We start from the raw sequence: 21,679 nt of genomic DNA, 5'->3' as shown, positions 1-21,679 counted from the left end.
AGCTAGTGCAGCTTGAGCTTGGGTCGCACGATCCGGTTCACCCGCCCGATCAGCATCAGGAACGTGCCCTTCATCCAGCCGTGGATGCCGAGCAGGTGGAGCCGGTAGAGCGAGGTGTAGATCAGCCGCGCCAGGCGGCCCTCGACCGCGAGGCTCCCGCCGACGAGATTGCCCATCAGGCTCCCCACGGTCGAGAAGCGCGAAAGCGAGATGAGCGAGCCCTTGTCCTGGTAGACGAACGACTTCAGGCGCTTGCCCTTCAGCATCCGCACGATGTTGTCGAACACGACATTCGCCATCTGGTGCGCTGCCTGCGCGCGCGGGGGGATCGGAATGGTCGTGCCCTCGGGCGTGAAGGAGGCGCAGTCGCCGAGCGCGAAGATGCTGTCGTCGGTCACGGTCTGGAGCGTGTCCTTGACGAGGATCTGGTTGCGCGGCGTTGTATCCAGTCCCAGCCCTGAAAGGAAAGGCGCGCCTTTCACTCCGGCGGCCCAGACCATGAGATCGGCCTCGATCACGTTGCCGTCCCCGGTTTCGAGGACGCGCGGGCGGGCTTCGACCACCTGCGTGTTCTCGCGCACCTCCACGCCGAGCCGCCCTAGCTCGTGCTTCGCGGCCTTGGACAGACGTTCGGGAAGGGCGGGCAGGATACGCGGTCCCGCCTCCAGCAAGGTCACGTCGAGCCTGCTCTCGTCGAACACTTCGAGCCCGTAATGACGCAGCGCCGCAGCCGCGTTGTACAGCTCTGCGGCCAGTTCCACGCCTGTCGCGCCCGCGCCGACGATCGCGACCTTCACCGTTTCGTCCGCATCCGGGTTCGTCATCATCGCCCGGCTGACGCGCAGGCAGTGATTGAGCAGCTTGGTGCGGAAACGGTCGGCCTGTTCGCGCGAATCGAGGTAGATGCAGTGTTCCTTCACCCCCGGCACGCCGAAATCGTTCGAGATCGAACCGACCGCGATGGCGAGAATATCGTAGCGGATCGAATGGCCCGCGATCAGCTCGCTCCCGTCCTCGTCCTGAACAGGGGCGAGATGGATGCGCTTGTTCTCGCGGTCGATCCCTTCAAGGCTGCCCTGGAAGAAGCGGTAGCCCCAGCGATAGCAATGGCCGCGATAGCCGACCTCGTCGAGATTGGCGTCGAGCGACCCGGCCGCGACTTCGTGCAGCAGTGGCTTCCATATATGGGTGCGATTCTGGTCGACGAGGATGATGTCGTGATGCTTGCGCCCGAATTTCGCGCCCAGCCGGCGCACCAGTTCGAGCCCGCCCGCGCCGCCGCCGACGACCACGATCTGGGTCTTCCTGCTTGCAGCGTTGACGATCCCGCCACGCGGTGCCGCGGCGCGCGCGGGCGGGGCGAGGTCGTCACCTTCCGCCGTATCGCCCGGCGGAGCCTGCCTTGCGGCATCGTCCAGAATGTCGTGTGTCACCATCGGCCTAACGCCCCGTGCATCGAAATGTGCCCAAAAATGATAGGGCCATGCTGCAATACAGCAAAAGCGACGCGCGCGAAACGGCGGGGAGTTACCGATCGCAGCCCGAACGCAGCGTGGGCGCGATCAGCCCTCGCGCCGCTTGAGCCAGTCCTCGAGCCATTTGATCGAATAATCCCCGTTCAGCACGTCGTCCTGGCGCAGCAGTTCCTGGTGCAGCGGGATATTGGTCGTCACCCCTTCGACCACCATTTCCTCAAGCGCGCGGCGCAGGCGCATGATGCAGCCTTCGCGGGTGCGGCCATAGACGATCAGCTTGGCGATCATCGAATCGTAGTAGGGCGGGATGCGGTATCCGGCGTAAAGCCCTGAATCGACGCGCACATGCATGCCGCCAGCGGCGTGGTAATAGGTCACCAGGCCGGGCGAGGGCGCAAAGGTGAAAGGATCCTCGGCATTGATCCGGCATTCGATTGCGTGGCCCTTGAATTCGATCTCGTCCTGCTCGACCGAAAGCGGCTTTCCGGCTGCGATGCGGATCTGTTCGCGGACCAGATCGACCCCGGTGATCGCCTCTGTCACGGGGTGTTCGACCTGCAGGCGGGTATTCATCTCGATGAAGTAGAACTCGCCGTCTTCCCACAGGAATTCGATCGTCCCCGCGCCGCGATAGCCCATGTCGCGCATGGCCTTGGCGCAGACCTCGCCCATGCGCATGCGATCTTCGTGGCTGATGACGGGCGAAGGCGCTTCCTCGAGCACCTTCTGGTGGCGCCGCTGGAGCGAACAGTCGCGCTCGCCCAGGTGGATCGCATTGCCCTTGCCGTCCCCGAACACCTGAAATTCGATGTGGCGGGGGTTTCCGAGATATTTCTCGATATAGACCGTGGCATCGCCGAAAGCCGACTTCGCCTCGTTGCCGGCCTGCTGCATCAGCGTTTCGAGCTTGTCCTCGCTCTCGCACACCTTCATGCCGCGCCCGCCGCCGCCGGATGCGGCCTTGATGATGACGGGATAGCCGATTTCGGCGGCGATTTTCCGCGCGTCCTCGGGGTCTGAGACCGCACCGTCCGATCCGGGCACGAGCGGCAGGCCAAGATCGCCTGCGGTCTTCTTGGCCTGAACCTTGTCGCCCATGGTGCGAATGTGCTCGGGCTTTGGTCCGATCCAGGCGATGTCGTGCGCCTCGACGATCTCGGCGAACTTGGCGTTTTCCGAAAGGAAGCCGTAGCCCGGATGGATCGCGTCGCAGCCGGCGACTTCGGCGGCCGAGATTATGTTGGCGTGATTGAGATAGCTGTCGGTCGCAGCCGGCGGGCCGATGCACACGGCATGATCGGCGAGCCGGACATGCATCGCGTCGGCATCGGCGGTCGAATGGACCGCGACCGTCTCGATCCCCATTTCGTGCGCGGCGCGGTGGATGCGCAGCGCGATTTCGCCGCGATTGGCGATCAGTATGCGTGAAATGCCCATTGCGCGCTTACGAGATCACGACCAGCGGCTGGCCGAATTCGACCGGCTGGGCGTTGTCGACAAGCACCGCCTTGACCGTGCCCGAACGGTCGGCGTGGATCGGATTCATCACCTTCATCGCTTCGACGATCAGCAGCGTGTCGCCTTCGGAGACCTTGTCGCCGGGCTTGACGAAGTTCGCCGCACCCGGTTCGGGCGCGAGATAGGCAGTGCCGACCATCGGGCTGGTCACGGCATCGGCGGTGTCGGCGGGTGCATCCCCCTGCGAGCCGGGTGCCGCAGAGGCGGGCGCTGCCGGAGCCACTGGCGTGGCGGGTGCGGCCGAAACCGCTGCCGCGACGGGCGCGGCGGTGCGCGCAACGCGGATCTTGCGGTCGTCGTCCTCGACCTCGATCTCGGTCAGGCCGGTCTCGCTCAGCAGTTCGGCAAGTTCGCGCACGAGAGCGGTGTCGATGTTCATTCCGGATTTCGCTCCGGAACGCGGCTTGTCGTTAGCCATTTTTGCCCCTTGAATGATTTCGGTCGTGACTATTGCCGCGAATTGCGGCTGGCAAGTGGCAAAGGTGCGCATCTTGCAAGCTTGGCCATGCCGGCCTGCCCGGAAAGCGCCGCCTCAGACCTTGCCTTCGGCGACCGCTTCCAATGCGATCCGGTAGCTGTCCGCGCCGTGCCCTTCCACCGTCAGGGCGGCGGCCATGCCGACATAGGAAAGGTGGCGAAAGGGCTCGCGCGACTTGGGATCGGACAGGTGGACTTCGACCACCGGCGTCCGGATCGCCTTTATCGCATCGAGCAGCGCGATGGAGGTGTGGGTGTAGGCGCCCGCATTGAGCAGGACCGCCCGCATGCCCTCGGCCTGTGCCTCGTGCAGCCAGTCGACCAGCATGCCTTCGTGATTGGTCTGGCGCATGTCGATTTCGAGCGAGAGCGCGCTTGCCCGGTCCTCGAGCATGCCTGCGATCTCGTCGAGCGTGACCGAACCGTAGATTTCAGGCTCGCGCAGGCCGAGCAGGTTGAGATTGGGGCCGTTCAGGACGAGGACGCGATTGTTCATGCACGGCTGATACCGTGCCCAGCGGCCGGGGAAAAGGGGCGCGGGAGAGGCCGCCGGGAAAGGCCCGTTCGAATGCGCGCGCGGAACCCGGCATGGGTCTCGGCGATTGCGACAGGAGAGATCATGGCAAACGCAACCACACTCGAACCTGTCGGCCCTCCCCGGGGTGACGGACGCTCGCCGGACGATGTGGCGCCGGTGACGGGGGGCGGGCGCTTTCTCGTCGAAGGCGAGACCTGCTGGCGCAAGGTTCGCGCCGACCGGGTCGCCTTCATCGTCGATGCAGCGGGCTATTTCGAGGCCGCCAAGCAGGCGATCCTGGAAGCGGAGCGCTGCGTCTACCTGATCGGCTGGGAATTCGATCTCGATATCCGGCTGCGGCCCGATCTCGACGATCCCCGGATTCCGGACCAGCTTCGCCAATTCCTCGAATTCGCGGTCAAGCAGCGGCCCGATCTCGAAATCTTCATCCTGCAATGGGGCGGGGCGATGCTGTTCAACATCGCGCGCCAGCTGGGCTCGTATCTCTCGCTCAAGGCAAGCGCGGATTCGCGAGTCCATTTCCGGCTCGACACCAAGCATCCGACCGGCGCCTGCCACCACCAGAAGATCGTCGTGATCGACGACCGGCTCGCCTTTTGCGGCGGGATCGACATGACTTCGGGACGCTGGGATACGCCGGACCATGCCGGATACGATTGTCGACGCTCGGACGACGGCGAGACGCCGATGCCGTGGCACGACATGACCCTCGCCATCGACGGAGAGGCGGCGCGCGCTCTGGGCGATCTGGCGCGCTGGCGCTGGAAGGTCGCGACGGGCCATGATCTGCCGGTGCCCGACCGCGCCTCAGGCATCTGGCCCAGCGCGCTCGAGGTCGACCTCACCGACGCGGTGGCGGGGATCGCGCTCAGCAGCCCGGAATATGGCGGCGAACCGGCCATCGACCAGGTCGAGAAGCTCTGGTGCCGCGCGATCGCGGAGGCAAAGAGCAGGATCTACATCGAAAACCAGTTCCTTTCATCGGGCCGGATCGCCGATGCGCTGAAGGCGAAGCTCGAGGAGCGGGACGGACCGGAAATCGTGATCGTTCTCCCGCACTCGGCCGAAACCTGGCTCGAAAGCGAGGCGATGGACACCCGCCGCACGCTGATCGTCGAGGATCTGCGCCGCGCGGACCGGGACGGGCGGCTCGGCGTGTACTACCCGGTCAACCGCGAGGGCAAGCCGATCTATGTCCACGCCAAGCTGCTGGTCGTGGACGACGAATTCGTCCGCGTCGGCTCGTCGAACATGGCCAGTCGTTCCTTCGTGTGCGACAGCGAATGCGACCTCGCCTTCGAGGCGGCGGACCAACCGGGCCTGAGGAGCTTTCTTGCTGCGCTGAGGACCCGGCTGCTGGCCGAACATCTCGGGGTGGAGCAGGACGCGCTCGCCAGCGAGATCGAAAGCTGCGGCGGGCGGATCGTCCCGGCGATCGATCGGCTCCGCTCGGACGAGGGGCGATCCCTGCGCATGCTGACGACCCGGCGGCTGGACGAAGCCGAGATGGCGCTGGCGCGGAGCCGCCTGTTCGATCCGGAAGACGCGCTCGGCCCGGCAGACCGCCTGGCCGATTTCGCGAAGCGGTTGGTGAAGCGCAAGCGGGTGACCGTCACTGCCGGATTGCTCGCGGCCGCGGGGCTCGCGATCCTCCTCCGACGAAAGTGAGGACGGGTAGTTCGGGCCTAGCGGTCTACGCCCTTGATCTTGCCCCATTGCCGGGCCGCCGTGTAACCGAGATAGCCGGTCCCGAAGAGCGCATAGAGCGGTTCGGGAAGCCCGGCGAGATAATCGTTCATCCCCGCCGCGATGTCGCGCGCGGCCGCCGGATTGAATGCCGACAGCACGCCCATCGGGATCGCGGTGAGCAGCAGGACATACATCACGTAGAGAAAGCTCGGCCGCGCGCGGCTGGTCCAGGGATCGGCCGAATTGGCCTCCGCCACGATCGCCTGCAGCCGCGCTTCGATCAGGTTCATTTCCTGCGTGCCCTCGAGCTTCATCAGTTCGAGCTTGGCGCGGGCGCGCGCCTCCTTGTCGGGGATGATCTTGTCGATGATCGAGCTGATCGGTCCGATGAGAGTTTCGAGAATACCCATGCGACGCGCTCCTGGCTGGTTGCCGAATCGCGCGCCAATTAACCTATCTGGGTAAAGTAGGAAATCCGAACAAGCCGCTCAACTCGCGCCTGCCTCCGCCAGCAGCCGCTGCGCCAGCGCGAGATGGGGCCTGTCGAGCATCGCGCCGTCGAGGGCGAGAGTGCCCGCGCCCGGATTGTCGGCAAAGGCCTGCACCACCAGGCGGGCGTGGGCGATTTCCTCGGCGCTGGGGGTGAAGGCGGCGTTGATCGGACCGACCTGTGCCGGGTGGATCGCGAGCATCCCGCGAAAGCCCTGCGCGCGCACGCCGCGGGCACGCTTTTCCAGCGCTTCGAGATCGCGGAATTCGGGCTGCACCGTCTCGATCGGGGCGACACCGGCCGCGACCGCGCCCAGCAGGCACAGGCTGCGCGCCATTTCATAGGTATGCGCATAGGCACCGTCATCGCCGCGCTGTTCGCGCGCGCCGAGTTCGCTCGAGAGGTCCTCCGCACCCCAGCTCATCGCGGCAAGCCGTTCGCGTCCGGGATAGTCGCTCGCATAATCGCCCGTGCGGAACATCGCTGCCGCGGTCTCGGTGACGAGCGCGGCGATGCGGGTCGATCCCGGCTCGATTCCGTGCGCGGCCTCAAGCGCGGTGAGGTAATGGTGGAGTTCGGTCACGTGATGCGCGCCTTCGGCCTTTGGCAGGAACACGCCCCCTGGCCGCGCCGGAAGGATCGCGGCAAGGTCCTGCACCGCATCAGGCCCCGTGAGCGGGTTGATCCGCACCCAGACCCGCGTGCGGCTGTCCGCTTCGCCGATAGCTTCGGCGACCGACTTGCGCGCTGCGGGCCTGTTGTCCGGCGTCACCGAATCTTCCAGATCGAGCAGCGCGATGTCGGCCTCGCTCGCGATCGCCTTCGCCATCTTTTTCGTGCTGTCGCCCGGGGAGAAAAGCCAGCTGCGCATCCGGGGAAGGGGCAGGGGAATATCGGTCATGGGGTGTCGTCCTCTCCTTGCCCGTCCGGTTAGGACGCCGGCCGCACCCGCGCAAGCACGCGTCAGAAAGAGCCCTCGACCTCGAAGGTGAAGATCATGCCGAAGCGGCGCTCGCGCGTTTCTGAGAACTGCGCGAGGCCTGCCGTGCGGTCGATGAAGACGGTGCGCTCGAAACGGTTCTTTCGATTTATCAGATTAGCCACATTGGCACGCAAGGTCAGGCCGCTCACGTCCTTGTTCTCGACGAAGGCCGAGACGAAACCGAAGCTCTGCGTCCTCAGCGCCACTTCGTCGAGCCGGACGACGGGTGCGTTGTCCTCCCAATTGGCCGAACCGCCCAGCGCCCATATCCCGCCTGCGAAATCGTGACGGATGTCCGTGCTGAGATCGACGATGTCGTTCCCGCTCAGCTCGCGCGGGGTGCCGAGCAGCGGATCGCTCACCGAGGAGCCGAGGAAGGAAAAGCCCACGTCGAGCCGCGTGCCGCGCCAGCCGAGCGGGTCGGACAGCAATGTAAGGTCCCCGTCCACGCCGTAGCGCTCGGCAGAGGGCAGGTTGCCCGGCGCCTGACCGCCATTTGCAATCGGGATCTGGTCGACGATATCGGAGATGTCCTCGTAGAAGGGGCGCAGATTGAGCGAGCCCAATGCGCCGAGACCGAGATTGGCCTCGAGTTCGAACACCCAGCTCTGCGGCGGGACGAGATCGGCATTGCTCGCATTCTCGCGGTCCTGATCGAGATCGACCGTGGCGATGAAATCGAAGAAGCTAAGCTGCCCGACCGACCGTTCGATCCGCCCCGACAGGTTGAGCCGCGGCAGCGCCTTCCAGTCGAGCGCGACGAAACCCTTGGGCCGGTAGAAACCGCGGGTGAGGCCGAACGGCCCGCTCTGGCGAAGCTGCGAATATTCCGCGCCGCCCGAGGCCTGGAGCCGCAACCCGCTGGCGAGCGCGCGGCTGTAGGTGAGGCCGAGATCGGCGCGGTCCTCCTCGACTCTCGCATTCGCGCCGGGCAGCGGCACGGGCACGAGCGTGCCGTCCTCCTCGCGCAGTTCGAGCGCGGAAGCGATCTCGAGGAAATTGCGCACGCCTTCGGCCGCCAGCAGCAGATCCCCGCCGAGCGCGCCGAAGGCGTATTCGGCCCGCGCGATCGTCTCCCCCTCGTCGGCATCGCGGGTGAAAACGCTCTCTTCAGCCGGCGCACCGTCGGCGAATTCGGTGCGCTGGATGGAAAAGGTCGGGCTGTCCTCGTAGCGATGATAGCCGATCAGCTTCAGGCGTCCCGGGCCGAAGCGGAACTGGTAATCCGCGCCGATCTCGAAATTGAATTCGTCCTCGCCGCTTTCGAAAATTCGTGTCCGATCGACTGGCGAAATCGACCCCGACCGCTCGGAAATCTCGGTTTCACGGCGGATGAAACCGTTCACCTCGCCGGTCAGGTTGAGGACATTGCCGTTGTCGGCGACGCGCGACCAGGACCCTGACAGGCCGAACGCGTCGAGATTCTCGTTACGGACCTCCGCGCGCCGGTCGATCAGGTCTAATGCACCATCGAAGACGAGTTCCGGGCCTTCATCGCCGAGCCGGTTCGAATCGTTCGAGATGGAGAGCGTCCAGTCGTCCTTCGTCCCGCCGCCCGCGATGGCCACCGAACCGTCGAGCAGCCGCGCGGGGGTCCCGAAATCGCGGAATTGCGGAGCGTAGCGGAACTGGCCTGAAATCCCGCCCGTACTCCTGGTGACGACATTGAGCACCTGCCCGGTGAGCCCGCCGATATCCAGGCTTGCTCCGTCGACCAGTTCGACCCTGAGCACTTCGTCGGTCGGGATGCGGGAAAGCGCATCGACCGGCCCGTTCGACTTGCCCGAAATGCGCCTTCCGTTGACGAGAACATTGGTATCGGCCGCGCCCAGTCCGCGCGCCCCGCCGCCTTCGCGGATCGAGAACCCCGGGACCTGCCGCGCCATGTCGAGCGCGCTGCGTGGGGCGAAACGGGCGAAGTCATCGGGGGTGAAGGTCCGCCGCGCGCGCGGGCCGGAGGGCTCCGCGGCGCTTGCGGCTCCTGCGGCGACGGGGTCGACCGGCGCCTTGTCCTCGTCCGGATCCTGCGCGGCCAGCCCCGCCGGGGCCAGCAGCAGGGCGAGTGTCAGGAGCGAGGAAGTCGAAACGGTGCGCTGGGGAATTGCCAAACTCTTGAACAAGGTCATGAATTGTCTTGTGCGGTGAGGTGACCGACAAAAAGGAGCAATCGACGAATGCTCCACTGGCCGGGACGACCGGACTTGCAGATTGTGTCCCGACTCGCGTCGCGAGCGTCGCCGCCGGGTCTCCCCCGGGCCATTCCCGCGAGAGGGACGGCGTAAAGCTGAACCCATCGCGGGTTAGCCCATGTGGTTGTTTTGAAAGCCGCCGTCCGCCACAATGCATGAATTATCGCAGGGGCTGAAGGAGCGGAGTCGCTCGCTTGCGAAAGGAAACGCGAAACCGGCGGGAGAATATTGGCCGAGCGCAACGAAATCATGAGACGCCAGCGCGCGCTGGCGAGGTTCGGCGACTTCGTTCTCGATCATGACGACCCTTGCGAGCTCGCCTCGATCCTGACCGAGGGCTGCCGGCTCATCGCCGAGGAGCTCGAAACCGATCTCGCCAAGGTCATCGAGATCGAGCCAAAGCGTGAGACCGGCTTCGTGCGGGCCGGGATCGGCTGGAACAAGGGTATCGTCGGACACGAACGGATCAGCCTGACGGAACGCTCTTCCGAAGCCTATGCGATAGCGCGCGCCGAACCGGTCATAACCAACGACATCGCCGCCGAAACCCGCTTTCATTTCCCCGAATTTCTGCGCGACCATGGCGTCGTCGCGCTGGTCAATGTGCCGATCTTCCTGCCCGGTCGCCGTCCTTGGGGCGTGCTGCAGGTCGATACGCGCGAGGTCCGCGAATTCGGACGCGAGGACATCGAATTCCTGACGACCTACGCAATGGCGCTCGGGCCGGTCATCGACCGGCTGCTCGTGGTCGTCGAGCGAGAGGAGGCCGAGCGCCGGTTGGCCAGACGCGACCGTCCGCGTCGCGTGGTCGAAGGGATGAATGAGGGTTTTGGCCTGCTTGCGCCCGATTTCACCATCCTTGAAGACAATGAGAAGCTTCTCGGCCGCCCGGTATCAGACCCGGTCGGGCGGTCCTATTGGGACGTCTACCCGCAGGCAAAGGGGTCCGATCTCGGCAACATGCTGGAACGGGCGATGAGCGAGCGCATCCCGCTGTCGCTGGAGCACCAGCCCGAAGGGTCCGAACTCTGGATCGAGACGCGCGTCTATCCGATCGTGGACGGGTCGCTTGCGGTATTCTGGCGCGATGCGACCGCCCGGCGCGAGGCGCGCGAGAACCTGAGCAAGAACGAGGAATGGCTGCGCAGCGCGGTCGAGGTGGGCCGGGTGGGGCTGTGGGACTGGGACCCGGTCACCGGTCGGGTCGCGTGGTCGAAGGAACACTGGGCGATGTATGGCTATGAGGTGGGCGAAATCGAGCCCAGCTACGATGCCTGGCTCGACAGCATCCACGAGGACGATCGCGCCCGTGCCGATGCCGAGCTTCGCCGTTCGATGGAGACGGGTTCGGATTATTCCTGCGAATTCAGGGTTGTCCATCGCGACGGGGCGATCCGCTGGCTGAGCGGGACGGGGCGATTCTTCTACGACGAGGAAGGCAGGCCTGTGCGCATGACCGGGGCGATGGTGGATTTCACCGAACAGCGCGAGATGCGCGACCGGCTAAGCGCGATGGTGACCGAATTGCAGCACCGGACCCGCAATCTCATCGGCGTGGTGCGGGCAATGGCCGACCGGACCATGCGCAGCTCGGCCGATCTTGAGGAATTCGATGCGAAGTTCCGCTCCCGGCTCGATGCCATGGCACGGGTCCAGGGGCTCCTGTCGCGGCTCGGCTCGGGGGACCGCATCGCCTTCGACGAGCTGATCGAGACCGAACTTGCAGCCCTCGACGGCGAGGATGCGGGCGGCAAGATCCGGCTGGAAGGCCCGCGCGGGATCCGCCTGAGGTCCTCGACCGTGCAGACCCTCGCGCTTGCGCTGCACGAACTGGGGGCGAACGCTCTCAAACACGGCGCTCTCGCCCAAGAGGGCGCTCGGCTGGAGGTGGTCTGGTCGTTCGAGAAGGACGGCGAAGGCGGCAGGCCGTGGCTGCATATCGACTGGCGCGAAAGCGGGGTGACGATGCCGCAGGCGCCTGGGCCTGGGCCACGCTCCGGCGATGGACGGGAACTGATCGAACATGCCTTGCCCTATCAGCTAGGAGCGCGCACGAACTTCAGTCTGAAAGCGGACGGGGCGCACTGCACGCTCGCGCTGCCGGTTTCGCAGCGCGGACACGAGGCAGTCTAGAGGGGGGCTTTTCCACTGGTCGGGACGACTGGATTCGAACCAGCGACCCCCACACCCCCAGTGTGATGCGCTACCAGACTGCGCTACGTCCCGGATCCAGTGGAGGCGCGCGCTATAGGGCGGGCGGTTGCCGCTGGCAAGACGCTTTCCCGGCTCATGATCGGCCCCCTGTGCGAGGACTGTGCGAGGACACGCGGCCATAAGGCAGGGAAGGCCGATTGCCGGGCGCTTGCATTGCTGCTAACCGCGCCCACCTATGACGGCGGCGAGCCGTGGCCGAAGCCCGACCGGGGGTGATGGCCGGTTCGTCCAGCCGGGATCGATAGACACATTCTGACGGGTTCAAAGACCATGATTGACATTCTCGCCGCAGGCGCGGGCGCTGCCGAAGCGCCGCCGGCATGGATCAACCTCCTGCCGATCGTCGGCATGGTCCTGATTTTCTGGTTCCTTATCATCCGTCCGCAGATGAAGCGGCAGAAGGAACACCAGCAGAAGATCAGCGAGCTGAAGAAGGGCGACCAGGTCGTGACCGCTGGCGGGCTCGTCGGCAAGATCGTCAAGGTCGACGACACCTATGTCGAACTCGACCTTGCCCAGGGCGTGAGGGTGAAGGCGGTCAAGGCGACGATCGGCGACATCATCCCGCCCGGCGGCAGCGCCGCGAACGACTGATCCGCACGGGGAATCCTCCCCGACCGGCTTACACGAACAGCAGCAAGGCAAGACCAGGCGGCAATGCTCGATTTCCCTTTCTGGAAGAAACTCATGCTGTGGGGGATCACCCTTGCAGCCGTGATCGCGGCGCTGCCGTCGCTCGCCAATTCGGCCGGGATCGACTGGCCCGACGAACTGCCCGACCCGATGGTCAATCTCGGTCTCGATCTCGCGGGCGGCTCGCACCTCCTGCTCGAGGCGGAGGTCGAGGAAGTGCGCTCGCAGCAGCTCGAAAACATGGAAGAGACCGTCCGGCGCGAAATGCGGAACGCCGAGCCGCGCATCCGGATCGGCGATATCTCGACGTCGGGCGGCCAGCTGTCCTTCATCCTGTCCGAGCCGGGCGACATCGACCGCGCGCGGGGACTGCTCGAACCGTATATCATGGGCGACGGTCTCAACCGCGAATGGGACCTTGAAGTGGTCGACACCCAGCGCATGGTGCTGACGCCCACCGAGACCGGGATCGAAGCACGCGTCGACGATGCGATGGAAAGCGCGACCGAGGTCGTGCGCCGCCGCATCGACGATCTCGGCACGCGCGAGCCGACCATCATCCGCCAGGGCGACACCCGCATCGTGGTGCAGGTCCCGGGCCTCGAAGACCCCGATGCGCTCAAGGAACTGCTCGGCCAGACCGCACAGCTCGAATTCAAGCTGGTCGACAAGGATGCCCTTCCGAGCAATGTTCAGGCGGGCATCGCGCCCCCCGGCAGCCAGGTCGTCCCCTATGCGCCCGGGACCGGTTTCGAAGGCCAGTTCGAGGCGGTCGAGCGTCTCGGCGGAATTCGCGGCGACAGCCTCACCAATGCGCAGGCCGGGGTCGATCCGCAGACCAACGAAAATGTCGTCGACATCACCTTCGACGCGCAGGGCGGGGCGCGCTTCGCCAAGCTTTCGACCGAGAATGTCGGAGAACGGTTCGCCATCATCCTCGATGGCGAGGTCATCTCCGCGCCCTATTTCCGCGAACGCATCCTTGGCGGGCGGGCGCAGATCTCGGGCAATTTCACTGCCGAGAGCGCCAACAGCCTCGCGATCTCGCTGCGCTCGGGCGCCCTGCCGGTGCCGTTGACGGTGATCGAGGAGCGCACGGTCGGCCCCGATCTCGGGGCGGATTCGATCCGGCGCGGCATGATCGCGATGCTGATCGGCAGCATCGCCGTCATTGCCCTGATGATAGCGACCTATGGCCGGTTCGGCGTCTATGCGACGATCGCACTCGTCTTCAACGTCGCGATGCTGCTCGGCATCATGGCGATCCTGAACACCACCCTGACCCTGCCCGGCATCGCCGGTTTCGTGCTGACGATCGGCGCGGCGGTGGACGCCAACGTGCTCATCAACGAGCGTATCCGCGAGGAGCGCAAGCGCGGACGCAAGGTCGTGACCGCGGTCGAGACCGGGTACAAGGAAGCCAGCCGCGCGATCTATGACGCGAACATCACCAATTTCATCTCGGCGGTGCTGCTCGGCCTGTTCGGGTCCGGGCCGATCCGCGGCTTTGCGGTCGTGCTGATCCTCGGCCTGTTCACCTCGGTCTTCACTGCCCTCCCGCTGACCCGCATGTGGGTCGCCGGATGGCTGCGCAAGGCCCGGCCGGCCGACATCAACATCTGAGGAAGGGACGGAAAGCTCATGAAACTCCTGAAACTCGTCCCCGCCGACACGAACATCAAGTTCCTGCGCCTGCGCGTGCCGTTCTTCGTCGTCAGCCTGCTGCTGATCGCGGCGAGCTGGGCGCTGGTGTTCGTCAACGGGCTCAATCTCGGCGTCGATTTCGCCGGCGGGCAGGAAATCCAGGCGACTTTCACCCAGAGCGATGAGGCCCCGGTCCCCGAGCTGCGCGAAAGCATCGCCGCGGTCGAGGGCGTGGGAGACCCTGTCGTCCAGCGTTTCGGCGAGGCGAACCAGGTTTCGATCCGCGTCAAGCTTCCGCCGGAGGCCGAGGGCAATCCCGCCTTTGCCGACGAGCTGACGAAGCGCATCACCACCGCGCTCGAAGCGGGTTATGACGATATCCAGATCGACGCGGTGAATTCGGTTTCGGGCAAGGTTTCGGGCGAATTCCGGCAGGACGCCATCCTTGCCCTGCTCGCCGCTATGGTGGCGGTCGCGCTCTACATCTGGATCCGGTTCGAATGGCAGTTCGGCGCCGGCGCGCTGTTCGCGCTGTTCCACGACGTGTCGCTGACGCTCGGCCTGTTCGCGCTGTTCCAGCTCGAATTTTCGCTGCAGATCATCGCCGCGATCCTCGCCATCATCGGCTATTCGCTGAATGACACGATCGTCGTGTTTGACCGCATCCGCGAAAATCTCAAGAAATACCGCAAGATGGGGATCGTCGAAGTGCTCGACCTTTCGATGAACGAGACGCTGGCGCGCACCGTTATGACCTCGCTCACCCTGCTCGTCGCGCTGCTGCCGCTGTTGCTGTTCGGTCCCGCGAGCCTGTTCGGCCTCGTGGCGGCGATCACTTTCGGCCTGTTCGTCGGGACCTATTCAAGCGTCTATCTCGCCTCGCCGGTGCTGATCTGGCTGGGGGTGGATTCGAACAGCTTCGTGCCGCGCGAAAGCGAGGCCGACCGCCAGGAAAAGATCGCGCGCGGCGAAGCCTGAGCCCGAATCAATCCTTCGCGGCCAGAAGGCTTTCGTAATAGTCGGCGAGCCGCGCCGCGTTTTCCTCCCAGCTGAAGCGTTCGACGAGATCGGCAACGGCCTGCCTTGGCGGAGGATCGTTGAGCACCGCGTTGATCCCCGCCGCCACCGCCTTGGGGTCGCGTGGAACCAGCCTTCCGGCAAGCTCGCTCGTGATGACTTCGCGCGCGCCGCCCACATCGCAGGTGACGACCGGAGTCCCGCAGGCGAGCGCTTCGACCCAGGCATTGGCGAGCCCCTCATTGGCGCTCGGAAGCACCATCGCGTCTGCTGCCGAGAGCATGAGCGGCAGCACGTCATGATCGAGCAGGCCGACGAAATGAACCCGGTCCGCCAGCCCCAGCGCGCGTGCCTGGCCCTTGAGCTGCCCCTCCTGCTCGCCTTGCCCGACCAGCACGAGATGCGCGCCCGGCACCTCGGTCAGCGCGTCCAGTGCGATGTGCTGGCCCTTGCGCTCGATAAGCGCGCCGACACAGATAAGCAGCGGGGCATTGTCGGGCATGACGATGCCGAGCTCGCCGCCCAGCTGCGCGCGCAATTGCGTGTGCGCAAGCGGGCGGAAGCGATCCCTGTCGAGCCCGGTGTAATGGACGGTGATCTTGTCGCCTTCCATGCCGAGCGCCTCCATCTCGCGTTTGAGAGCGGCGCTCACCGCCAGCAGCCCGTCCGCCCGTTTCGCCGCGCGGAGCATTTGTTCGCGCGCATAGTCGAGCGTGCCCCAATAGGTGATGTCGCTCCCGCGGGCCTTGATCGAAAACGGACGGTCCAGCGCACGCGCGATCCGCGCGGCCGCCGGGCCATCGGGGAAAAAGAACTGCGCATCGACGAGGTCGATCGGCTGCTCGTCATGGATTTCGCGCGCCAGCGGCAAGGCGGCTCTCGCGATCGCAGCTCCGTTGCGGCGACCGCCGATTCTGGGGATCAACGTGAATCGCGGCCGGTGAACGGTCAGCCCGCCTTCCTCGGCACGATCTTCGACTTCAGCAAGGTCGCGATACCGGCCGAGAGTGATCGGTGGCAGGCCGATCGGATTGATCACGGTGACGCGCCAGTCGCCGCGCTTCGCCAGCGCCTCGAGCGAACGCGCGACGAATGTGCCAAAGCGCGGCGCGACCGGGTTGGGCCATAGCGTGCTGAGGACGAGGACATGCCTCATGCCAGCGCACCTGCGAGGGGATCGGCGGCGCTCACAATGCGCGCACCAGCATGACAGCAAGGCCGATCCAGGGCGGATTGTCGACCACCAGCTGTTTCTGCCCGCTCCCCGGGGGAAGAAGGCCGATCATGGTCCCCTGCCGGTCGATCAGGCGGCCGAAGGCGAACCGCCCCCCGGGGCGCGGGACGAGGCAGTCGCGGTTGATCGCGCGGCCCGCTTCCTCGGGTGCGATCCGCCGCAGCCATAGCCGGTCGCCGGGGCGGTACTCGCCGGTGCTTGCGGTGACCTCGATCACGGCCAGCGCTTCTCCGCGCGCTTCGGCAAGATCGGTCGGAAGCAACGCCTCGCGCGGGGATCGCAGCGCTTCGGCTCCGTTCGCGCCGAGTTCTGCGACGACGCTGGGGGCGGGGCTTTCGTCCGAACGCACGAGGGTTTCCGGGTCGACGCCCAGAGCGCGGCCAATCCGGTCCATCCATTTGAGCGACAGGTTTCGCATTCCGGTCTCGAGCCGACCGATCGTCTGCGCGGTCGTGGGCGGATCGCAGGCCTCGGCGAGTTCCGCCAGCGTGAGGCCCTTGGCCTTGCGGATGTCGCGGATGCGGTTGATCATGCGAAGCGCCTTTCAGCCGGTCTTGCATTTTACCAGATTGGTTTGTTCTTTCCTACATGACTTCCGGTTTGGCAAGCCCCTGGCTCCGCTCGAAGCAAGGGAGAAGGCGACATGAAACGCGAACTGGTCGAACGCGAATTGACCACCGAAGGCCCGCGGAGGGCGGGCAGCGCGCAGGGCAAACGCCGCACGGTCACGGTCAATGTCGGCGAATCCCCACTCGCATGGTTGCATGCGCGCGGCCATCTCGATGACCGGCTGTTCGATGCCGGCGAGGCGTTGCGGGGCGATTACGAGCGCGCCCAGCTGTCCGCGAACGTCACCATGCGCTGGGATCCTGTCCGGGTGAAGTCGACCGGCGAGCGTGCGCTTACGCCGACCGAGCGACAGGTCGCCGCCAAGCGCCGCTTCGACGAGGCGATCGCGCATGCGGGTAGGGGGCTCGACGACATTCTCTGGCGCGTGGTGTGCGCGAACGAGGGGCTTCCGGATGCCGAAAAGGCGCTCGGCTGGCCGGTGCGCAGCGGCAAGCTGGTGCTGCGGATCGCGCTCGAACGGGTGGCGGAGTATTACCGGATAAGGTGAGCGCTCAGGCGAGCGCGTCGGCGACTGCGCGGCGCAGCAGGGGCAGGGTTTCGGCCTCGAACCAGGGATGCTTCGCCATCCACAGGCGCGCGCGCCAGGCGGGGTGGGGAAGGGGGAAGAAGGCGCCGACCTCGCCCGCGCGCCGGACTCTCTCGGTCATGGTGAGACGGCGCGTTTCGGGCAGGTAACGGCCCTGCGCATAGGTGCCGACCAGCAGGGTGAGGCGCGTCTGCGGCATCTGGGCAAGCATGCGGTCATGCCATTTCGGCGCGCATTCGGGCCGCGGGGGGGGCATCGCCGCCCTTGCGCCTGCCGGGATAGCAGAAGCCCATCGGCATCAGCGCGACGCGGGCGGGATCGTAGAATTCCTCGCGCTCCATGCCGAGCCAGCCGCGCAGCCGGTCGCCGCTGTCATCGTCCCATGGCACCCCGCTTTCGTGGACCTTCGTTCCCGGCGCCTGACCGATGATGAGCACGCGCGAGGCCGGCGAAAACTGCACGACTGGCCGCGGTCCGAGCGGGAGATGTTCGGCGCAAAGCGTGCAGGCGGCGATCTCCTCGTGGAGTGCCTCCGCGCTCACCCCTCGACCCGCTCGGCGAGATCTAGCCAGCGCTCCTCGGCGGCGTCCTTTTCGGCGCGGGCGTTCTCGATGCCCTTGGAAATGGTCGCGAAACGCTGCGGGTCCTTGGCGAAGAGATCGGGGTCGGACAGGATCGCCTCGCCTTTCGCGATCGCGGCTTCGAGCTCCTCGATCCGCTGCGGCAGCGTCTCGTAATCGCGCTGGTCCTTGTAGGACAGCTTGTCCGCCTTGGGCGGAGGCGGGGAAGGCGCGGGCGCTTCAGCGGTCCCGCTTTTCGTCCTGGTGCTTCCGGCAACCGGCTTCTTCCGCTTCGCCTCCCAGTCCTCGTAGCCGCCAGCGACGATATCGACCTTGCCCGACCCGTCGAGGCCCAGCGTGACCGTCACCGTGCGATCGAGGAAGTCGCGGTCGTGGCTGACGATCAGCACGGTCCCCTCGAAATCGGCGATCACTTCCTGCAAAAGGTCGAGCGTCTCGAGGTCGAGATCGTTGGTCGGTTCGTCCAGCACGATGAGGTTCGCCGTGCGTGCGAATTCGCGGGCGAGCAGCAGGCGCGAACGCTCTCCGCCCGACAATATGCCGACCTTGGTATCGACAATGCCGGGATCGAACAGGAATTCCTTGAGATAGGCCTGGACGTGTTTGCGGTGGCCGCGCACGTCGATCCAGTCCCCGCCCTCGGCAAGGATCTGGCGCACACTCGCATCGGGTTCGAGCAGTTTCCTCTGCTGGTCGATCATGACGCCCGACAGGGTCCTGGCATGGGTGATCGTGCCGCTGTCGGGCTCCATCTCGCCCGTCAGCATCTTGAGCAGCGTCGTCTTGCCCGCCCCGTTCGCGCCGACGATCCCGATCCGGTCGCCGCGCTGGATGCGTAAGGAGAAGGGCTTGATGACGGTGCGGTTCCCGAAACTCTTGGTGATGCCTTCCGCGACGATCACCGATTTGGACTTGAAGTCCTCGTCGCTCGACAGCTTGAGCTTGGCCGTCCCGCTGGTCGAGATCATCGCCGCCCGCGTCGCGCGCATCTGGTGGAGCTTTTCCAGTCGCCCCTGGTTGCGCTTGCGCCGCGCGGTGACCCCGCGTTCGAGCCAGTGCGCCTCGATCTTGAGCCTGGCATCGAGCTTCTCGGCGGCGCGCGCTTCTTCGGCATAGACCTGTTCTTCCCACGCCTCGTAGCCGCCGAAGCCGACTTCCTTGCGCCGCAGCGTTCCCCGGTCGAGCCACAGGGTCGCTCGGGTCAGCCGCTTGAGGAAGGTGCGGTCGTGGCTGATCGTGATGAAGGCGCCGCGATAGCGCGACAGCCAGTCCTCCAGCCAGTCGATCGCCGACAGGTCGAGATGGTTGGTCGGCTCGTCGAGCAGCAGCAGGTCAGGGTCCTGAGCCAGTGCGCGGGCGATCGCGGCGCGGCGCCGCTCGCCGCCGCTGGCGGTCGCCGCCTCGCGGTTCATTTCGATGCCGAGCTGGCCGGCAATGGCTTCCACTTCGTGCGGCGCGGGCGCGTCCTCGCCCGCCAGTGCGAAGTCCATCAGGGTCGCCGCCTCGCTGAAATCCGGGTCCTGTTCGAGGAACACGATCCGTGTGCCGGGCTTGACCCGGCGAAGCCCTCGATCGGCCTCGATCCGACCGGTGATGAGCCGCAGCAGCGTCGTCTTGCCCGCGCCGTTGCGCCCGATGAGCGCGATCCGGTCCCCGGGCAGCACATGCAGATCGATCGGTTCCGGGCCATCGCTATTGGGGCCCCGGCCGAACAGCCAGCGCCCGCCCTGCTGGAGCGAGATGTCTTCGAGCGAGAGGATCGGGGGCTGGGCCATGAGGCGGCTCAGGTAATCGCTTGCATCGCGGCCCACAAGGCGGTTGATTGCAACCGGTTCAGGGGGAGGAAAGCCGGTCTGCGCAAAGGCGGGCGAAAAGGAGGACAATGTCCATGAAGACTGCCATATCCGCCGCACTTGCTGCGGGCGCACTCGCGATCCCTGCTGCGCCGCTCCACGCCGCCAGCGTCGAGATCGAGGCCGAGGGCCCAGTGATCGAGCTCAATGTCTATGAAAGCATCACCGCCGAGCCCGACATCGTCACGGTCGGCGCGGGCGTCACCACCGATGCGCCGACTGCGGTCGAGGCGATGCGGCAGAATGCGCAGGCGATGACCCGGGTGATCGACCGGATCAAGGCGCTGGGCGTGGACGAGAAGGATATCCAGACCACCGGTATCAACCTTTCGGCCCGCTACGATTACGACCGCGAGAACCGCGAGCAGGTCTTTCGCGGCTACACCGTCTCCAACCGGGTGAGCGTCAAGCTGCGCGACATCGAGGGCACGGGCGTAGTGCTCGATGCGCTGGTGGCGGCAGGGGCGACGGATATTTCGGGGCCGAATTTCCGGCTCGAGGACGATGCCGCAGCCAAGGACGAGGCGCGCAAGCGGGCTATCGAACGCGCCGGGGCGCGGGCGCGGGCCTATGCTGCAATGCTCGACTACGACGATGTCGAGGTGCTTCAGATCAACGAGACGATAGAGGGGCGGGGGCCATCACCTGCAAACGCTATGCGCGCGATGGACGCCGAAAGCGTCAAGGTCAGCGCCACCCCGGTCCAGCCCGGAATGGTCGAAACCGGCGTCAGCATCTCGATCACCTACGAACTGGTCGATGACGAAGAGGAAAGCTGAGGGCGCGCGCGGCCCATTCACAGCCCGTTCAAGGCCTTGCTGCTATTCGAACACCTGCCATGAAACGCATCCGCTCCCTTATCGCCGGTATCCTTGCAGCGCTTGCGCTCGGCGCGCTTGTCGCGCCGGCAAGCGCCGCAGGTGCGCCCGCCGACTTCGCGCAGGACCAGTCGCGCTCCGACCAGGGCGAGGCGCGCAAGGAAATGAAGGCGGGCAACATCAAGACGATCAGCGAGATCGAACGGCTGGTGCTGCCCCGGATGCGCGGCGCGGAATATCTCGGCTTCGCCTATGATGCGACCGCGCGCGCCTATCGGCTCAAGTTCATCAAGGACGGGCGCGTCATCAATGTCGATGTCGACGGGGCGACGGGCCGCATCATCAGTCGCTCGCGCTGAGGTCCTGTTTCGGGAAGATCAGTGGACACGGGAGCCTTGCGATCCCACGTAAGTTGACGAAACGGAGCCAAGCGCGCAACGAAACGCGCAATGCACAACAGGCAGATGGTGGACAATGCGCATCCTGATCGTCGAAGATGAACCCACGCTCGGCCAGCAGTTGAAGACGACGCTGGAACAGAACGGCTATGCGGTGGACCTGTCCACCGATGGCGAAGACGGGCATTTCCTCGGCAGCACCGAAGATTACGACGCGGTCATCCTCGACCTCGGCCTGCCCGAGATCGACGGGCTGACCGTGCTCGGCATGTGGCGGCGCGAGGGGCGCGATTTTCCCGTGCTCGTCCTTACCGCGCGCGACAGCTGGTCGGACAAGGTCGCAGGGCTGGATGCGGGCGCGGACGACTATCTCGCAAAGCCGTTCCAGACCGAGGAGCTGATTGCCCGCCTGCGCGCGCTGATCCGCCGGGCGAGCGGGAACACCTCCTCCGAGCTGACCGCGGGCGATGTCCGGCTGGACACGCGTTCGGGCCGGGTGACGCTGGCGGGCGAGCCGGTGAAGCTCACGGCGCAGGAATACAAGCTTCTGTCCTACCTGATGCATCACAAGGGCAAGGTCGTCAGCCGCACCGAACTTATAGAGCATATCTACGACCAGGATTTCGACCGCGATTCCAACACGATCGAGGTTTTCGTCACCCGCATCCGCAAGAAACTCGGCGCAGAAGTGATCACGACGATCCGTGGCCTCGGTTACAGCCTCGACGACCCGGCAGACGCACCGCGGGCCTGATCCCACGGGCAGCGCCGCG

19 protein-coding genes, 1 tRNA gene and 1 pseudogene are annotated in these 21,679 nt (G+C 65.8%); 9 read left to right on the top strand and 12 right to left on the bottom strand.

The features are described 5' to 3' along the window. Positions 1-2: 2 nt before the first annotated feature. From Ga0102493_RS10025 to Ga0102493_RS10010, 4 genes are all read right to left on the bottom strand, one after another. Positions 3-1,436: an NAD(P)/FAD-dependent oxidoreductase gene (locus Ga0102493_RS10025; RefSeq protein WP_081845512.1), complete on the bottom strand. Its 1,434-nt coding sequence runs from the start codon at positions 1,434-1,436 to the stop codon at positions 3-5. Positions 1,437-1,562: 126 nt separating this feature from the next. Continuing rightward, positions 1,563-2,912 carry an acetyl-CoA carboxylase biotin carboxylase subunit gene (gene accC / locus Ga0102493_RS10020; protein WP_034900774.1) on the bottom strand — a complete coding sequence of 450 codons (1,350 nt, stop codon included), beginning with the start codon at positions 2,910-2,912 and terminating at the stop codon, positions 1,563-1,565. A gap of 7 nt (positions 2,913-2,919) precedes the next feature. Next, entirely contained in the window at positions 2,920-3,411 is a 492-nt protein-coding gene (gene accB, locus Ga0102493_RS10015) for an acetyl-CoA carboxylase biotin carboxyl carrier protein (RefSeq protein WP_051697517.1), read from the bottom strand. A 114-nt stretch (positions 3,412-3,525) separates the two neighbouring features. Further along, positions 3,526-3,966 (bottom strand): type II 3-dehydroquinate dehydratase, encoded by a 441-nt coding sequence (locus tag Ga0102493_RS10010; RefSeq protein WP_034900778.1) that lies wholly within the window; start codon positions 3,964-3,966, stop codon positions 3,526-3,528. A 123-nt stretch (positions 3,967-4,089) separates the two neighbouring features. Here Ga0102493_RS10010 and Ga0102493_RS10005 point away from each other — a divergent pair, with 123 nt between their 5' ends. Then, positions 4,090-5,676 (top strand): phospholipase D-like domain-containing protein, encoded by a 1,587-nt coding sequence (locus Ga0102493_RS10005; RefSeq protein WP_161490054.1) that lies wholly within the window; start codon positions 4,090-4,092, stop codon positions 5,674-5,676. Between the two features lie 17 nt (positions 5,677-5,693). Here the strand turns inward: Ga0102493_RS10005 and Ga0102493_RS10000 are convergent, their stop codons facing one another. From Ga0102493_RS10000 to Ga0102493_RS09990, 3 genes are all read right to left on the bottom strand, one after another. After that, positions 5,694-6,107, bottom strand: coding sequence for a holin family protein (locus Ga0102493_RS10000; protein WP_034900780.1), 414 nt, complete (start codon positions 6,105-6,107; stop codon positions 5,694-5,696). Positions 6,108-6,185: 78 nt separating this feature from the next. Next, on the bottom strand, positions 6,186-7,088 hold the full coding sequence (locus Ga0102493_RS09995; protein ID WP_236922197.1) for an HpcH/HpaI aldolase/citrate lyase family protein: 903 nt from the start codon (positions 7,086-7,088) through the stop codon (positions 6,186-6,188). Between the two features lie 62 nt (positions 7,089-7,150). Next, positions 7,151-9,295, bottom strand: coding sequence for a TonB-dependent receptor plug domain-containing protein (locus tag Ga0102493_RS09990; protein WP_051697519.1), 2,145 nt, complete (start codon positions 9,293-9,295; stop codon positions 7,151-7,153). A gap of 312 nt (positions 9,296-9,607) precedes the next feature. Here Ga0102493_RS09990 and Ga0102493_RS09985 point away from each other — a divergent pair, with 312 nt between their 5' ends. Continuing rightward, positions 9,608-11,491 carry a PAS domain-containing protein gene (locus Ga0102493_RS09985; protein WP_150132451.1) on the top strand — a complete coding sequence of 628 codons (1,884 nt, stop codon included), beginning with the start codon at positions 9,608-9,610 and terminating at the stop codon, positions 11,489-11,491. Positions 11,492-11,507: 16 nt separating this feature from the next. On the opposite strand, the gene Ga0102493_RS09980 is transcribed toward Ga0102493_RS09985, so the two are convergent. Continuing rightward, positions 11,508-11,584 (bottom strand) — tRNA-Pro (locus Ga0102493_RS09980). Between the two features lie 258 nt (positions 11,585-11,842). Here Ga0102493_RS09980 and yajC point away from each other — a divergent pair. The 3 genes from yajC (at position 11,843) to secF (ending at position 14,827) form a co-directional block, all read left to right on the top strand. Continuing rightward, on the top strand, positions 11,843-12,166 hold the full coding sequence (gene yajC / locus Ga0102493_RS09975) for a preprotein translocase subunit YajC (RefSeq protein WP_034900784.1): 324 nt from the start codon (positions 11,843-11,845) through the stop codon (positions 12,164-12,166). Between the two features lie 63 nt (positions 12,167-12,229). Beyond that, positions 12,230-13,828 carry a protein translocase subunit SecD gene (gene secD / locus Ga0102493_RS09970; protein ID WP_034900785.1) on the top strand — a complete coding sequence of 533 codons (1,599 nt, stop codon included), beginning with the start codon at positions 12,230-12,232 and terminating at the stop codon, positions 13,826-13,828. Positions 13,829-13,846: 18 nt separating this feature from the next. Further along, on the top strand, positions 13,847-14,827 hold the full coding sequence (gene secF / locus Ga0102493_RS09965) for a protein translocase subunit SecF (RefSeq protein ID WP_034900787.1): 981 nt from the start codon (positions 13,847-13,849) through the stop codon (positions 14,825-14,827). 7 nt (positions 14,828-14,834) lie between these two features. On the opposite strand, the gene Ga0102493_RS09960 is transcribed toward secF, so the two are convergent. After that, complete coding sequence (locus tag Ga0102493_RS09960) at positions 14,835-16,022, bottom strand: glycosyltransferase (protein ID WP_034900789.1); 1,188 nt, start codon at positions 16,020-16,022, stop codon at positions 14,835-14,837. Positions 16,023-16,053: 31 nt separating this feature from the next. Beyond that, positions 16,054-16,632: a helix-turn-helix domain-containing protein gene (locus Ga0102493_RS09955; RefSeq protein WP_034900791.1), complete on the bottom strand. Its 579-nt coding sequence runs from the start codon at positions 16,630-16,632 to the stop codon at positions 16,054-16,056. Positions 16,633-16,743: 111 nt separating this feature from the next. Here Ga0102493_RS09955 and Ga0102493_RS09950 point away from each other — a divergent pair, with 111 nt between their 5' ends. After that, complete coding sequence (locus Ga0102493_RS09950; protein ID WP_034900793.1) at positions 16,744-17,217, top strand: DUF6456 domain-containing protein; 474 nt, start codon at positions 16,744-16,746, stop codon at positions 17,215-17,217. Between the two features lie 4 nt (positions 17,218-17,221). On the opposite strand, the pseudogene Ga0102493_RS09945 reads toward Ga0102493_RS09950, so the two are convergent. Both Ga0102493_RS09945 and Ga0102493_RS09940 read right to left on the bottom strand, forming a co-directional pair. Next, positions 17,222-17,798, bottom strand: a pseudogene (locus Ga0102493_RS09945) (uracil-DNA glycosylase family protein). Further along, entirely contained in the window at positions 17,795-19,612 is a 1,818-nt protein-coding gene (locus Ga0102493_RS09940) for an ABC-F family ATP-binding cassette domain-containing protein (protein WP_034901739.1), read from the bottom strand. Before Ga0102493_RS09940 ends, Ga0102493_RS09945 begins: the two are co-directional and overlap by 4 nt. Before the next feature lie 113 nt (positions 19,613-19,725). Here Ga0102493_RS09940 and Ga0102493_RS09935 point away from each other — a divergent pair, with 113 nt between their 5' ends. From Ga0102493_RS09935 to Ga0102493_RS09925, 3 genes are all read left to right on the top strand, one after another. Beyond that, positions 19,726-20,469 (top strand): SIMPL domain-containing protein, encoded by a 744-nt coding sequence (locus Ga0102493_RS09935; protein WP_034900795.1) that lies wholly within the window; start codon positions 19,726-19,728, stop codon positions 20,467-20,469. Positions 20,470-20,528: 59 nt separating this feature from the next. After that, positions 20,529-20,867 (top strand): hypothetical protein, encoded by a 339-nt coding sequence (locus Ga0102493_RS09930; RefSeq protein ID WP_034900797.1) that lies wholly within the window; start codon positions 20,529-20,531, stop codon positions 20,865-20,867. A gap of 115 nt (positions 20,868-20,982) precedes the next feature. Beyond that, the gene (locus Ga0102493_RS09925) at positions 20,983-21,660 is read left to right on the top strand and encodes a response regulator transcription factor (protein ID WP_034900799.1); all 678 of its coding nucleotides are present in this window, start codon (positions 20,983-20,985) and stop codon (positions 21,658-21,660) included. Positions 21,661-21,679 lie beyond the last annotated feature (19 nt).

The sequence above is a fragment of the Erythrobacter litoralis genome, assembly GCF_001719165.1.
Lineage (GTDB): Bacteria > Pseudomonadota > Alphaproteobacteria > Sphingomonadales > Sphingomonadaceae > Erythrobacter > Erythrobacter litoralis.
Note: the sequence above shows the minus strand (reverse complement) of the source record. Positions and strands in the feature narration are given on the sequence as shown.